Genomic DNA, 12,858 nt, shown 5'->3' on the forward strand with positions numbered 1-12,858 from the left:
GCAGGGCCCACGACGCCGGCCAGCGCCGGCAGTGGGCCACGCCGACGGGGCTCACGCCAGGGAGCGGCAGCGCGATGTGCGGCTCGGAGGTGTGCGTGCTTATGCGGCGGACGACGAAGCGCTCCACCGGATTCGCCAGGAATCCTGTGGAGCGCTTCGCGGGATGGCGTCCGACGATCAGCGGCTCTCGACGCCGCGGATCTGCGGGGTGTGGAACGAGCCGCCGAAGGCCCGCTCCGAGGCTCCCTCACGGTCGAGGTACGGTGAAGCACCACCGTCGATGAACGGCCAGCCGGCGCCGAGGATCAGGCACAGGTCGATGTCCTCGACCTCGGGCACGACGCCCTCGTCGAGCATCAGCTTGATCTCCTGCGCCAGACCGTCCTGCACCCGCTGGAGGATCGTCGCCGCCGTTGCGGGGTTCTTGCCGACGGCGGGCTTCAGAACCTTCTCCGCCTGCTTGCTCCAGCCGATGACGCGCCCGCCCTTGTCCTTCTCCACGACGGTGTCGAGCTCCGCGAGCGCATGGAAGTTCTCGTTGGCGTAGAAGCGGTCGGGGAAGGCCTTCACCATCGTGTCCTGCACGTGGGCGGCGACCTTCCAGCCGACGAGGTCGATCAGCTGGAACGGGCCCATCGGCAGGCCGAGCGGGCCGAAGGCCTTCTCGACATCGGCGATGGGGGTGCCCTCGTAGACGGCGCGAGCCGCCTCGCCCATGACCTTGGCGAGCAGTCGGTTCACGACGAAGCCGGGGGCGTCGGCGGTGAGGACCGCGTTCTTTCCGAGGTTCTTCGCGACCACGAACGCCGTCGACAGAGCGGCATCGTCCGTCGCCGGTGTCTTCACGATCTCGATCAGCGGCATCACCGCGACAGGGTTGAAGAAGTGGAAGCCGACCAGGCGCTCGGGGTGAGCGAGCTTCGATCCGATCTCCTCGACGGAGAGCGACGACGTGTTGGTCGCGAGGATCGCGTCCTCGGCGATGATCTTCTCGATCTCGCCGAACACCTGCTGCTTGACCCCGACCTCTTCGAACACGGCCTCGATCACGAAGTCGCAGTCCGCGTACAGGCTCTTGTCGGTGGTGCCGGTGACGAGCGCGCGCAGCTTGTTCGCCGAATCGGAGTCCAGGCGTCCCTTCGCTTCGAGCTTGCCGATCTCCTCGTGGATGTAGGCGACGCCCTTGTCGACGCGTGCCTGATCCAGGTCGGTGATGAGCACGGGCACCTGGAGCTTGCGCACGAAGAGCAGTGCGAACTGGCTCGCCATGAGACCGGCGCCGATGATGCCGACCTTGGTGACCTTCTTCGCGAGCGCCTTGTCGGGAGCTCCGACCGGTCGCTTCGCGCGCTTCTGCACGAGGTCGAAGGCGTACATGGATGCTGCGAACTGGTCGCCCGTGACGAGTTCGGCGAGTGCCTCGTCCTCGCGGGCGAAGCCTTCGGCCTTGGTGCCGCCCTTGGCCTTGTCGAGCAGGTCGAGGGCCGCATACGGCGACTTCGGCATGGTGCCGATCTTCGACTCCAGCATCCCGCGCGCCATCTTGATGGCGATCGGCCACTTGGTGAGACGCTCGATCTTGCCGGGCTCGTTCTTGCGCTCGACCTTCTTGCCACCCAGGACGGCATCCGCCCAGGCCAGCGAGTTCTCGAGGTAGTTCGCCGCGGGGAAGATCGCGTCGAAGATGCCCAGGTCGAACGCCTGCTGCGGCTTCAGCATCCGGTTCTGCTTGAGCGGGTTGGAGATGACGACCTCGAGGGCGTTCTCGATGCCGATCAGGTTCGGCAGCAGGTAGGCGCCGCCCCAACCGGGGATGATGCCGAGGAAGACCTCGGGCAGTGCCACCGCCGCAGCAGAGGAGTCGACGGTGCGGTAGCTGGAGTTCAGCGCGATCTCCAGGCCGCCGCCCAGGGCGAGGCCGTTCACGAAGGCGAACGACGGCACGCCGAGGTCGCTGAGCGTGCCGAGGACCTTGTGTCCGAGCTGCGCGATCAGGCGGGCGTTGTCGCGCGATCCGACCTTGCTGATGTCGGACAGGTCGGCGCCGGCCGCGAGGATGTACTGCTTGCCGGTGATGCCGACAGCCTGGATCTCGCCGGCCGCGGCTCGCGCCTTGAGGCCGTCGAGCGTCTCGCCCAGCTGCGTCAGCGTCGCGGGACCGAGCGTGTTCGGTCGCGTGTGGTCACGGCCGTTGTCGAGCGTGATCAGGGCGAGCACCTTGCCGGACGCGAGACGGATGTCGCGCACCGGCGACTGCGTGATGACCTCGCCCTCGGTGAGTGCCTGGATGGGGGAGAAGTCGATCTCGTCGTAGTTGGTCACGTTCGCGCTCACTTCTTCTTCTTGCCGTCGTAGTGCGGGTTCTCCCAGATGACCGAACCGCCCTGACCGAGACCGACGCACATGGCGGTCAGACCGTAGCGGACGTCCGGACGCTCGGCGAACTGCGCGGCGAGCTGGATCATCAGACGCACACCGGATGCCGCGAGCGGGTGTCCGAGCGCGATCGCGCCACCCCACTGGTTGACGCGGGGATCGTCATCGGCGATGCCGAAGTGGTCGAGCAGCGAGATCACCTGGATGGCGAACGCCTCGTTGAGTTCGAACAGCCCGATGTCGGCGATCGTCAGTCCGGCCTTCTTGAGCGCCTTCTCGGTCGACGGAATCGGTCCGATGCCCATGATCTCCGGCTGCACGCCGGCGAACGCGAACGAGACCATCCGCATCTTCGGCGCGAGTCCGAACTCCTTCACCGCGCCACCTCCGGCGAGCAGCGACATCGTGGCGCCGTCGGTGAGGGGGGAGGAGGTGCCGGCCGTGACACGCCCGTGCGGACGGAAGGGAGTCTTGAGGGCCGCGAGGTCTTCCATCGTCGTCTGCGGGCGACGGCCCTCGTCTTCGGTCGCGAGACCCCAGGCGCCGTCGGCACCCCTGGTGGCGACCGACACGAGGTCGGGCTGGATCTTGCCGGCGTCGTACGCCGCCTGCACCTTGTGCTGGCTCAGCATGCCGAACCGGTCGGAGCGCTCCTTGGTCAGGTGCGGGAACCGGTCGAAGATGCGCTCGGCGGTGACGCCCATGTTGAGTGCACCGGGGTCGACCATCTTCTCGGCGACGAAGCGCGGGTTCGGATCCGCGTTGCCACCGATCGGGTGATGACCCATGTGCTCGACACCGCCAGCGAGGGCGAAGTCGTACATGCCGACGCCGATCGAGGCTCCCATGGTCGTGACGCTCGTCATGGCGCCGGCGCACATGCGCTCGACCGCGAGGCCGGGCACGGTCTGCGGAAGCCCGGCGAGGATCGCCACCGAGCGTCCGAGCGTCAGCCCCTGGTCGCCGGTCTGGCTCGTCGCGGCGATCGCGACGTCATCGATGCGGTCTGCCGGGACGGCGGCGTTGCGCTCCATCAGGCCGATGGTCGCCTTCACGGCGAGGTCATCTGCGCGGGTGTTCCAGTACATGCCTTTTTCGCCGGCGCGCCCGAAGGGGGTGCGTACTCCATCGACGAAGAAGACGTCCGAGATCTCGGCCACTCTGCCTCCAAGTTAGTGCGTGGCCTCAGTCTATGAAGCCCGCGAAACGGGGAGGAATCGGTTGGGTCGAACCTACGAAGCCGGTGCGGGCGTCGTGTCGGGCGTTTGCGCCGCCTCTACAAAGGCGGCAGCGATCTTCTGTGCGGTCTGTGCAATCTGCCAGGGTCGGGCACCCAGCGCTGCCAACGCGTCCGCGATCGCCTCGGGGGTTTCACCGGGCAGGTCCCAGGCCACGCGGCGCAGGTGCTCCGGAGTGAGGAGGTTCTCGGTGGGCATGCCCAGCTCCTCGGCGACGGCCTCCACGACCGGACGGGCGGCCTTGAGTCGTGCATCCGCCTCGGGATTCCGGTCAGCCCACGCGCGAGGGGGCGGAAGGGTGTCGCTCGGAACGCGTTCGCGGGGAAGCTCTTCCGACGCCCTGCCTTCGACGATCGCCTGCCACCAGCGGTCGAGCTGCGTGCGGCTCGCGCGGCCCTGGAACTCCTTGAGGCCGGCCAGCGCCTGCTTCGACTGCGGGTTCGCCAGCACCGCCGCCACCAGGGAGCGGTCGGGCACGAGTCGTCCGGGGGAGACATCCTGCTCCTGCGCGTACGCTTCGCGTGCCTGCCAGAGGGCACGGGCGACGGCGAGGTTCCGGGCTCCACGCACTTGGTGCAGGCCGCTGAGGCGGCGCCAGGGATCTTCGCGCGGCGGTTTGGGAGCGCGGGCGAGGGTGGCGGCGAACTCCTCGGCGGCGAACTCGGTCTTGCCCTGCTCTTCGAGCTCGAGAACGAGGACGTCGCGGACGTCGATCAGGTGCAGCACGTCGAGGGCGGCGTACTCGAGCCAGGAATCGGGGAGCGGGCGTGTCGACCAGTCGGCGGCGGAGTGCTCCTTCTTGAGCATGATGCCCAGCGTGTCCTCGACGACGGCACCGAGGCCGACACGCTCGTGGCCGAGCAGGCGCGAGGCGAGCTCGGTGTCGAAGATCACCGGCGGTTCGAGGCGCAGTTCGCGAAGGGACGGCAGGTCCTGGCTCGCCGCGTGGAGCACCCACTCCACGTCACCGATCGCCTCCTGGAGAGGTGCGAAATCGCCGATCGCCGGCGGGTCGAAGAGGAAGACGCCGGCCTCGCGACGGAACACCTGCACCAGATAGGCGCGCTGCGAATAGCGGAAGCCGGACGCCCGCTCGACGTCCACGGCGACGGGTCCGGTACCGGCGGCGAGCACGGCGCAGGCTGCGCGGAACTCCTCGGCATCCGAGATCACGGAGTATTCAGTCACGTACAGCCTTTCGCGCGCCGATCACGGCGATGCCCTCGGAGCCGGGCGGAAGCCCCGCCAGCATTCCGACCAGCTCGGCCCATGCTTCGACGTGCGGTCGGAACGGGCCCTCCGGAGTCCAGGACGCCCGCAATTCTATCTGGGCGCCGTCTCCTTCGACGGCGAGCCCGCCGAATCCCTTCGACAGCGTCTTCGTCGACGTGCCCGATTCCGAGTGATAGACCGCTTGGCGCGAGTCGAGAGCATCGACCAGCCATGACCACGTCACGTCGGCGAGAAGCGGATCGGTGCCGATCTCGGTCTCGAGCGGCGCCTGCGCGAAGATGACGATGCGCCACGAGCCTCCCCAGGCTCCCGGCTCGTCCGGATCGTGCAGCAGGACGAACCGGCCGGTGCCGTACACGGACTCGCCGTCACCCTCCGGGCGCACGTCGGCGGCGAGGGCGATGGCGAAAGGCGCGAGGCCCTGTGGCGTGGCGATCTCGCGCACCGTGATGTCATCGCGGAACTCGGTCTCGCGCAGTTCGGCCACGGCGCTCTCGAAAGGCGTCCCGGCCTCGGGGTGTGCGGTCACGGCAACAGGCTAGAGTCAGGAAGCGATGAAGAGTCTCAGGCACGCCGTTACGCTCCTTGTCCCTGCCCTGTTCGCGTTCGGAGCAGCGCTCGCTCTCGTCGTGTTCGCCGTGGCCCGTCGGGTCGTCACGCCCATGCGCCGCGCGACCGATACGGAGATCCTCTCGGTCGACACGGGCGCCCAGACCATCGAGCTGAAGCGCACACCCGACACCGAGCTTCCCGGTCGCTACGGCCTGTTCACGACGGGCACCTACGGCTACGTCAAACTCGGGGCGGTGCTCAGCGCCGATGGTTCGGCCGTGCGGCGCAAGCTCCTCACCCAGATCGAACCCGGCGCACGTGTCGATCGTGCCGCGGCCTTCAGCGGCTACTACTACTCGTCTCCGAGCGAGCTCCATCTGCGCTGGGAGAACCTGCTGATCGGCTCTCCCGCAGGGCCATGCCCTGCCTGGTACTTCCCGGCGTCGTCGTCGACCTGGGTGATCCAGGTTCACGGACGCGGAGCGACCCGCGCCGAGTGCCTGCGGGCGGTGCCGGTGCTGCACGCCGCGGGGTTGCCGAACCTCGTCGTGTCGTACCGCAACGACGGCGAGGCCCCGCGCACGAGGGCGGGTGCCTACGCCCTCGGAGCCTCGGAGTGGCGTGACGTCGACGCCGCCATCGCCTATGCGCTCCGACACGGCGCCGAGCGGGTGATCCTGATGGGCTGGTCCATGGGGGGCGCCGTATCGCTGCAGGCCGCAGTGACGTCCGGCCACCGGGAGCGCATCGCCGGGATCATCCTCGAGTCTCCCGTGGTCGACTGGCGCACGGTGCTGCGGTTCCAGGCGAAGCTGGCCGGCGTGCGTGCGCCGCTGCCGGAACTCGCGATGGGGGCACTCCAGATGCCTCTGACCGCGCGCCTGAGCGGAGCGGACGAACCGATCCACTTCGATCGTCTGGACATGGTCGCTCGTGCGGACGAACTGACCGCGCCGGTGCTGATCCTGCACAGCGACGACGACGGCTTCGTGCCGGCGGATTCATCGCACGCGCTGCAGGAGGCACGTCCGGATCTCGTGACGATGCCGAAGTTCACGGTGGCACGCCACACGAAGCTGTGGAACTACGACCAGACCGGCTGGACGACCGCGATCACGGACTGGCTGGAATCACAGGCTCTCAGCGCTTCTGGCTGACCTGGTTCTTCGCCCGCATCAGCATCCCGGTCATGCCCCCGATGCGCAGAGGGGAAACGGCCTTCGTGAGACCGATCGACTGCGGGTAGTCATTGGGAATCGCGAGCACCTCGTCTGCGGTGAGGCCGGTGAGACCCTGCACCAGGATGCTTGCGAACCCGCGGGTCGTCGGAGCTTCGGGTGGGGCTGTCGCGTGCATCGTGACGATGTCATCGTTCACCTCGACATGGATGTACACCGGCGACTGGCACTCCGCGACGCGCTCGTACATCTCCGGGTGGGCCGCGACCTCGTCGGAGACGTCGGGAAGCTCGTCCGAGAACTCGAGCAGCAGCAGGAGGCGATCGGGCTCCGGGGTCTCCAGGAAGCCGTCGCGGATCTCGGCGAGAGTGTCAGGAACGTCGCTTGTGCTCATCCCTGTCATTGTCACATGTTCAGAGTGTGCCGGGCTCGGAACCGGTGACGATGGGCACGCGTACCGCGCTGCCCCACTCTGTCCAGGATCCGTCGTAGTTGCGCACGTTCTCGAAGCCGAGGAGGTGCTTGAGCACGAACCAGGTGTGGCTCGACCGCTCGCCGATCCGGCAGTAGGCGACGACATCATCCCCGTCGCGGAGCCCTGCGCCGTCGCGGTAGATCGCGTCGAGCTCCGCACGGCTGCGGAAGCCGCCGTCCTCGGCCACCGCCTTCGCCCACGGCACGCTCTGCGCGGTCGGGATGTGACCGGCGCGGAGGGTTCCCTCCTCGGGATACGCGGGCGCCGTCGTGCGCTCTCCGCTGTACTCCTCTGGGGAGCGCACATCGATCAGCGGGCTGCCGATGTGGGCCAGGACGTCTTCCTTGTATGCACGGATGATCGAGTCGTCGCGCTCGACGACGGGGTACTCCGTGGGCGGCCGGTTCGTTGCCTCACGCGTGAGCTCGCGCCCCTCGGCGATCCACCGATCGCGTCCGCCGTCGAGCAGACGCACGTCTTCGTGGCCGAACAGCGAGAACACCCAGAGGGCGTAGGCGGCCCACCAGTTGTTCTTGTCGCCGTAGATGACGACCGTGTCGTCGCGTGCGATGCCCTTGCGGCTGAGCAGCTCGGCGAAGCCCTCGCCGTCGACGTAGTCGCGCACGACCGGGTCGTTGAGTTCGGTGTGCCAGTCGACCTTCACCGCGCCCGGGATGTGGCCGGTTTCGTAGAGGAGCACGTCTTCGTCGGACTCGACGACAACGAGTCCAGGAGTCCCCAGCCGTTCCGCGAGCCACTCGGTGGTGACGAGCCGGCCGGGTTCGGCGTACTCGGCGAACTTGGGGGAGGAGGAATCGAACTCGATGGCCATGGGATCTCCGAAGCGTTTGAGCGGACGAGGGTGCGGCTGCAGACGGCGTAGTGTTGATCCGTCCCTTCGACGATAGATCCCCGCCGAGCACCCTGCGCCCGATTCGTAAGACTTCGACACAGGTGAGCACCTGATTCAGGACCGTGATGACCGACCCGACCAGCCGCACGGGAATCGTGCACCTCACCGAGCGCCAGCCGACCGTCAGCGGACCCGAGATGCTGGCGAGCCTGGTGCCGCCGCCGCAGTTCGACACCGCGACGTTCGACAGCTATCGCGCCGATCCCGCATATCCCTCGCAGGAGGAGGCGAAGGAGACGCTGATGCGCTTCGCCGGGCGCGGCACCCCCGCGAAGCGCGGAGGGCTGTTCAGCCGGGCGAAGAAGGAGCCCGAGCTGAAGCCCGGCGTCTACCTCGACGGTGGTTTCGGCGTCGGGAAGACGCACCTGCTCGCCTCGATCTATCACGCGATGCCCGCCCGCCGGAAGTACTTCGGCTCGTTCATCGAGTACACCGCCCTGGTCGGCGCACTCGGCTACAAGAACACCGTCGATCTGCTCAAAGGCGCCGACCTGCTGTGCATCGACGAGTTCGAGCTCGACGACCCGGGCGACACGATGGTGATGACCCGCCTTCTGGGGGAGCTCGTGCCGACGGGCACCCGGCTCGCCGCGACCTCGAACACCCCGCCGAACGCGCTCGGCGAGGGACGATTCGCCGCACAGGACTTCCTGCGCGAGATCCATGCGATGTCCGACAGCTTCCAGACGCTGCGCATCGACGGCGTCGACTTCCGCCAGCGCGCCCTCGACGGACACGCGGTGGTGCTCGACGACGACGCGTACGAGACGGCGATCGAAAAGGCCGGCGCCGCGGGCGCAGCGTCCGACGACCGGTTCGACGACCTGATCCGTCATCTCGCGCAGGTGCACCCCTCGCGCTACATCAGGCTGATCGACGGACTGGGAAGCGTGGGCCTGCGCGGCGTGCGCCAGCTCACCGATCAGTCGGAGGCGCTGCGCTTCGTCGCGTTCGTCGATCGTGTGTACGACGCGCAGATCCCGATCGTGGCCACCGGGCTCGGCCTCGACGCGGTCTTCTCCGACGAGATGCTCGCCGGCGGGTACCGCAAGAAGTACCTCCGCGCCATCTCCCGACTCAATGCCCTGACACATTCTGCGTAAGCCTGCAGGCGCGCGTAACGCGATGTTCACGGGCGGAGCCGCGCTGTAACAGCGGGGAAACAAACCTCACGCATTGACGAAACCGCAGGTCGTCACACTGAAGCTCTCAATTACTTCGGATGTGAGGTTTTCCTATGGATGCTCCCGGCAACATCTCGTGGGCGATCACCGCGACAGCGCTGGTGCTGCTCATGACGCCCGGCGTCGCCTTCTTCTATGGCGGTCTCGTCAAGGCGAAGAGCGTCGTCAGCATGATGATGATGAGCTTCGGCTCCATCGGACTCGTCGCCGTGCTCTGGATTCTCTTCGGTTTCTCGATGAGCGCGGTCGACAGCCCGACCGCGTTCGCTGGCAACCCCTTCGCGGACTTCGGGCTGTCGAGCCTGGCGGCCGGTGAGGGCTCGAACGTCGCGCTCCTGGGGGTGGCCTACGGTGCCACATTCGCGATCATCACGGTCGCGCTGATCTCCGGAGCGATCGCGGATCGTGCGAAGTTCGGCAGCTGGCTCATCTTCGCCGGCATCTTCGCGACCGTCGGCTACTTCCCGGTCGCCGCGTGGGTCTGGGGCGGTGGCTGGATCATGAACCTCGGCACCACGCTTTTCGGCGAGGACAGCGGCATCGGCGTGATCGACTACGCCGGCGGTACCGCCGTGCACATCAACGCGGGCGCCGCGGCTCTGGCACTCGCCCTGGTCCTCGGCAAGCGCATCGGGTTCCAGAAGGGCATCCTGAAGCCGCACAACGTGCCGCTCACGCTCCTCGGGGCCGCCCTGCTGTGGTTCGGCTGGTTCGGTTTCAACGCGGGAGCGGAATGGCTGGCCGAAGACATGGGCGGCGTCGGACTCATCGGTCTGAACACCCTGGGCGCCACGGCGGCCGCCATCCTCGGCTGGATCCTCGTCGAGAAGATCAAGGACGGCAAGCCCACCTCGGTCGGTGCAGCGTCCGGTGCCGTCGCCGGTCTGGTCGCGATCACCCCGGCCTGCGCCAACCTGACGCCGGGTTGGGCTCTGCTTCTCGGCGCACTCGCCGGTGTCGTGTGCGCCCTCGCGATCGAGTTGAAGTTCCGCCTCGGATTCGACGACTCGCTCGACGTGGTCGGCATCCACCTCGTCGGCGGTCTCATCGGAACGCTGTACCTCGGCTTCTTCGCCACCGAGACGGGACTGTTCGTCGGCGGCGACGCCCGCCAGCTCGCCGTGCAGCTGATCGCGGCGCTCGGAGTGCTGATCTACTCCTTCATCGTCGCGTTCATCATCGGCTTCGCGATCGAGAAGACCATCGGCTTCCGCGTCACGAACGAAGACGAGATCGCCGGTGTCGACCAGGTCGTGCACGGCGAGGAGGGCTACGCACTCGCAGACGCGTGATCAGCGGTTAGGGTGACCGTGTGAGCAAGACCAACGGCATCCTGGCAACACTCGCGGAGATCCTGCTCAAGGCAGTGGGCTCCGGCCGGGCGTCTCGGACATCAGATCCGAGACGCCCGGACGCGCGTCTACGGACCCCGCAGGAGCGCCCGACGCCCGCGGGTGGCGGCACCGACCCGGGACGGGCGCGCGGCACCGACACCGTCCGCATCGATCCGGATCGGATCACGCACCTGCAGGTCGGTTACGCACCGCAGCGGGACGGCGCACCGGACGCGGGAGAGATCGTCTGGACCTGGGTTCCCTACGAGGAGAACGACGGTCGCGGGAAGGATCGTCCCGTGCTCGTCATCGGACGGGAGTCCGCAGAGCGCGTGTACGCGGTGCGGATGACGAGCAAGCCCCATGACGGTGACCGCGACTACCTGTCGATCGGTACGGGCGACTGGGACTCTCAGGGTCGAGAGTCCTGGGTGGATGTCGAGCAGCTGTACAGCGTGCACGAGCGCGGGTTGCGGCGAGAGGCCGCCGTTCTCGATCGGGGGCGCTATGACCGGGTCGGAGCGGCTCTCACGCGGCGCTACGGGTGGTCCGTCGCGGGCTGAGCGTCGGGAACGCCTGCAGCACCATCTCCACGAGCTCCGCCAGCGGTCGGGTCAGCGGGTCGGTGGCGGGGAGTCCGGTGTCGAGCTCGATCTCGTCGATGGCGGCGGCGAGCTGCTCCGCCTTGAGGTTCTCATGGTTCACCGTGACGCCGATGACCTTCGTGTCGGCGAAAGCCTCGATCAGGGCGATCTCACTCGTGACCGTCGGCATAGCGACCATCGGGAAGTCGCCCAGGACCGTCCGGCCCGGGGCGTGCTGCACGATGACCCCCGCAGGCTGACTGCCGCGGAGGATGTGCGCCGAGGTGATGTATGCGGGGTGGCTGAGCGCGCCCTGGCCCTCCACGATGATGACGTCCGGGTCTTCGCCTTCGAATGCCGCGACCACCTGGTTCTCGACCTCACCCGAGCAGAACTGGGGCACGAGGGCGTCGAGCGCGACGCCGTAGCGGCCGCCCTGGATGATCGTGGTCTGTCCGGTGCCGACCATCACGGCGTGGACGCCACGATCGTTGAGGGCCTTCACGAGGATCGTCGCGGTGGTGCGCTTGCCGATCGCGCCGTCGGTCCCGAGGATGGTGATCCGCGGACAGGTCACGTCGAAGATGCGGCCGGAGAACAGATGGAGATCCTTCTTGTCCCGGGGGCGACGGATATCGGTGATCGTGACCTGGGCGAGAAGGGCAGCCGCGACGAACTCGGCATCGTCGGTGAGGAACTCGTGCAGGCCGTTGATGATGTGCATCCCGCGGGCGATGCCGTCCAGCAGCACGGTGCGCTGGTCGGCGGAGAGCAGCCCATCAGCCGGTGCGACACCGCAGATCAGGTAGTCCGGCACGTGACCTGCATGAGCGATCGCCGTCGGGAGTCCGTCGAGGATCGGGATGTCGTTCGCGAGACCGTCCAGGAGCACCCCGGCGTCCGCACCCGCGTGGGTGCTGTCGATGACGCTGAGGATCTCGTACTTCTCCGAGTGTCGGACCAGACCGTTCGCGGTCTTGCCGTCCTGCTCGCCGAACTGGCCCTCGCAATACACGATGGCCGTGGTGCCGACGGGGAGGGCGGTGGGCGCCGCCCAGGCGTGCGCAGGGTCGAGAAAAGAGGGGACTGACGGGGTGGGCATGATGCTCCTCGGGCTCACACAGAGGAGGCGACGGAGAACGAAATGACCCAGGAGGCCCGTTGGTCGACGAGAAGTCTTCCCTGATGCCGGCGAGATACCGGCATGCTCAACGTAGCAGGGCTGCCTGGGACCGGGCCGCGAGTGCGCCGTCGAGAGACTCGAGTCGAGCTCCCCGGCCCGCAGGTCGTTCGTCCTCGAGGCGGGGAGGCAATCCGATCCGTGGCGGGCTTCGAACCAGTGGTGAGTCGCGGAAGCGGCGCCACACAAGGAGGAATCATGCGTTTCATCCCCACCAAGGTCCACGGAATTCTCGACTACATCGTCGGCGTCGCGTTGATCGCCGCTCCCTGGCTGTTCGGCTTCGCGAACGTGGGCGGAGCGGCGGTCATCATCCCGATCGTCCTCGGTGTCGGGCTGATCGTGTACAGCCTCTTCACGAAGTACGAATGGGGTCCCTTCGGTTTCATCCCGATGCCCGTCCACCTGGTGTTCGACATCGTCGCCAGCCTCTTCCTCGCCCTCTCGCCGTGGATCTTCGGGTTCGCGGGCGAGGCGCTGAACGTCTGGCTCCCGCACGTCGTCGTCGGCGTCGCCGTGATCGTCGTGGTGCTGTTCTCGCAGCCGCAGCCGGCGACCACCAGGGGGCATGCGGCCACGGCCTGATCCCCGCAGAGACGCGGTGCCGGGCG

Annotated in this window: 12 protein-coding genes; 5 read left to right on the top strand and 7 right to left on the bottom strand. The window is 67.7% G+C overall.

Features of this window, described 5'->3' with window-relative positions; translation table 11 throughout:
* Nucleotides 1-177 precede the first annotated feature (177 nt).
* From GLO27_RS06130 to GLO27_RS06145, 4 genes are all read right to left on the bottom strand, one after another.
* On the bottom strand, nucleotides 178-2,322 hold the full coding sequence (locus GLO27_RS06130) for a 3-hydroxyacyl-CoA dehydrogenase NAD-binding domain-containing protein (protein ID WP_031207681.1): 2,145 nt from the start codon (nucleotides 2,320-2,322) through the stop codon (nucleotides 178-180).
* 8 nt (nucleotides 2,323-2,330) lie between these two features.
* A complete protein-coding gene (locus tag GLO27_RS06135) occupies nucleotides 2,331-3,536 on the bottom strand; it encodes a thiolase family protein (protein WP_167254048.1) in 1,206 nt (401 codons plus the stop codon).
* A gap of 72 nt (nucleotides 3,537-3,608) precedes the next feature.
* Nucleotides 3,609-4,802, bottom strand: a complete 1,194-nt coding sequence (locus tag GLO27_RS06140) for an HRDC domain-containing protein (RefSeq protein ID WP_031207679.1) — start codon at nucleotides 4,800-4,802, stop codon at nucleotides 3,609-3,611.
* Nucleotides 4,795-5,376 carry a DUF3000 domain-containing protein gene (locus GLO27_RS06145; RefSeq protein ID WP_021200668.1) on the bottom strand — a complete coding sequence of 194 codons (582 nt, stop codon included), beginning with the start codon at nucleotides 5,374-5,376 and terminating at the stop codon, nucleotides 4,795-4,797. Before GLO27_RS06145 ends, GLO27_RS06140 begins: the two co-directional genes overlap by 8 nt.
* Before the next feature lie 25 nt (nucleotides 5,377-5,401).
* Here GLO27_RS06145 and GLO27_RS06150 point away from each other — a divergent pair, with 25 nt between their 5' ends.
* Nucleotides 5,402-6,556 (top strand): alpha/beta fold hydrolase, encoded by a 1,155-nt coding sequence (locus GLO27_RS06150; RefSeq protein WP_167254050.1) that lies wholly within the window; start codon nucleotides 5,402-5,404, stop codon nucleotides 6,554-6,556.
* Here GLO27_RS06150 and GLO27_RS06155 read toward each other — a convergent pair.
* Both GLO27_RS06155 and GLO27_RS06160 read right to left on the bottom strand, forming a co-directional pair.
* A complete protein-coding gene (locus tag GLO27_RS06155; RefSeq protein WP_021200666.1) occupies nucleotides 6,540-6,971 on the bottom strand; it encodes a SufE family protein in 432 nt (143 codons plus the stop codon). The genes GLO27_RS06150 and GLO27_RS06155 overlap by 17 nt on opposite strands.
* A 19-nt stretch (nucleotides 6,972-6,990) precedes the next feature.
* Nucleotides 6,991-7,884 (bottom strand): sulfurtransferase, encoded by an 894-nt coding sequence (locus GLO27_RS06160; RefSeq protein ID WP_021200665.1) that lies wholly within the window; start codon nucleotides 7,882-7,884, stop codon nucleotides 6,991-6,993.
* Between the two features lie 146 nt (nucleotides 7,885-8,030).
* Here GLO27_RS06160 and zapE point away from each other — a divergent pair, with 146 nt between their 5' ends.
* The 3 genes from zapE (at nucleotide 8,031) to GLO27_RS06175 (ending at nucleotide 11,046) form a co-directional block, all read left to right on the top strand.
* Nucleotides 8,031-9,068, top strand: a complete 1,038-nt coding sequence (gene zapE / locus GLO27_RS06165) for a cell division protein ZapE (protein ID WP_021200664.1) — start codon at nucleotides 8,031-8,033, stop codon at nucleotides 9,066-9,068.
* A 134-nt stretch (nucleotides 9,069-9,202) separates the two neighbouring features.
* Entirely contained in the window at nucleotides 9,203-10,441 is a 1,239-nt protein-coding gene (locus tag GLO27_RS06170; RefSeq protein ID WP_021200663.1) for an ammonium transporter, read from the top strand.
* A gap of 20 nt (nucleotides 10,442-10,461) precedes the next feature.
* Nucleotides 10,462-11,046, top strand: a complete 585-nt coding sequence (locus tag GLO27_RS06175) for a type II toxin-antitoxin system PemK/MazF family toxin (protein ID WP_021200662.1) — start codon at nucleotides 10,462-10,464, stop codon at nucleotides 11,044-11,046.
* On the opposite strand, the gene GLO27_RS06180 is transcribed toward GLO27_RS06175, so the two are convergent.
* On the bottom strand, nucleotides 11,012-12,169 hold the full coding sequence (locus tag GLO27_RS06180; RefSeq protein WP_208323562.1) for a DUF1611 domain-containing protein: 1,158 nt from the start codon (nucleotides 12,167-12,169) through the stop codon (nucleotides 11,012-11,014). The genes GLO27_RS06175 and GLO27_RS06180 overlap by 35 nt on opposite strands.
* Nucleotides 12,170-12,445: 276 nt before the next feature.
* On the opposite strand from GLO27_RS06180, the gene GLO27_RS06185 reads away from it, so the two are divergent.
* Nucleotides 12,446-12,832, top strand: a complete 387-nt coding sequence (locus GLO27_RS06185; protein WP_021200660.1) for an SPW repeat protein — start codon at nucleotides 12,446-12,448, stop codon at nucleotides 12,830-12,832.
* Nucleotides 12,833-12,858: the final 26 nt, after the last annotated feature.

This window comes from Microbacterium sp. Be9, assembly GCF_011754135.1.
GTDB lineage: Bacteria > Actinomycetota > Actinomycetes > Actinomycetales > Microbacteriaceae > Microbacterium > Microbacterium maritypicum_A.